This is a genomic window from Pedobacter sp. 01T416_2, from assembly GCF_056398925.1.
Map to the genome: position 1 here is coordinate 1 of NZ_JBFTQI010001097.1, position 1,405 is coordinate 1,405.

Consider the following 1,405-nt stretch of genomic DNA (forward strand, 5'->3'; position numbering starts at 1 on the left):
CTTCTGCGATCTTTTTAAAAGTTTCTTCTTCTGATTGAAAGAAACCGTATTTCTTACGGTGCAGCACCCCCTTTTGTTTACCCGCAATTGAGGCGCAAGGGTATTTTGCAATCGAAGCCAAAGTAGAATAGGTTAACGCATAAGCATCGTTGCCTTTTCCTTTTAGCGGATGGGTAAGGATCCGGATGGCATTTGCATTACCTTCAAAATTAATTAAATCGTGCCACTGCGATTCCTTCATTTCTTTCTGATAAACTTTCCCATCGCCATCGGTAAAATATCGTGAAATAGCTGCTTCTCCTGAGTGCCCAAAGGCTGGGTTTCCCAAATCATGCGCCAGTGCAGCGGCAGCCACGATATTACCCACTTCGTTAATTAAAGGAACATCTTTAATCAGTTGCGGTTGTTGCTCTTCTACACTTTTTAAAAAAATATTGGCCATGGAGCGGGCCACACTGGCAACCTCTAAACTATGCGTTAAACGGTTATGTACAAAAACACTTCCTGGCAATGGGAAAACCTGGGTTTTGTTCTGCAACCTTCTAAAAGGAGACGAAAAAATCAACCGGTCATAATCACGCTGAAAATCAGACCGTGCCCGATCTGTGCTGGCACCATATTGTTCTTGTCCGTATCTCTTATTCGAAAGTAAATATTTCCACTCCATTTATCCCGTTTGCATTTAAAATTTGGCGCAAGTTAAACAAAACGCGAAAATGGTTAAGCATAAAGCCTCAGGTAAAATTTAAATTACATTAATTAAAAGATATTTTTATATTCGCCAGAAAATTAAACAAACAAATAATGAAAAAAATCTTATTAACGCTCGCTATCTTATGCTGCTTTACGGTCTTAACCAAAGCACAATTTGAAGGCTCGAAGCAAATTTTCGAAAGTCCGAAACTAAAGGAGACAATCAAAACACAAAAAATTGTAGCCATCTTACCTTTCGAGGTAAAAATTTCTTACCGGAAACAACCAAAAAACTTCAGTGCAGAAGGAAACAAAAGCCAGGAAGAGTCGATGGCAAGATCAATACAGGCCAGTATGTACACTTTTTTGTTAAGGAAAGCTTCTGATTATACCGTAACTTTCCAGGATGTTGACAAAACAAACATCTTATTAAAAAAAGCAGGTGTTTTAGGTAAGTTAGACGAAACAACTAAAGATGAACTAGCCAAAATACTTGGTGTTGATGCTGTTATCGGTGGGCGTTTTGAAACTGAGCAAACGAAATCTGAAGCTGGTGCAATCGCCTCTGCTGTTTTATTTGGTGGCTTTGGTGGAAAATCTGGAACAGGCACCATGTTCTTAACCATAAACAACGGAGCTGATGGAGAGTTAATGTGGCGTTTCTTTAAAACAATGGACGATTCCATTATGAGCTCTACAGATGATATGGTAG

At 39.1% G+C, this 1,405-nt stretch carries 2 protein-coding genes; one reads left to right on the forward strand and one right to left on the reverse strand.

Annotation, left to right across the window (positions count from 1 at the left end):
* Positions 1–667: dGTP triphosphohydrolase (gene dgt / locus AC1DPQ_RS27680; protein WP_477611556.1), on the reverse strand; the 667-nt coding region annotated here is incomplete at its 3' end.
* 137 nt (positions 668–804) lie between these two features.
* On the opposite strand from dgt, the gene AC1DPQ_RS27685 reads away from it, so the two are divergent.
* A partial coding sequence (locus AC1DPQ_RS27685) for a hypothetical protein (protein WP_477611557.1) occupies positions 805–1,405 on the forward strand: 601 nt, incomplete at its 3' end.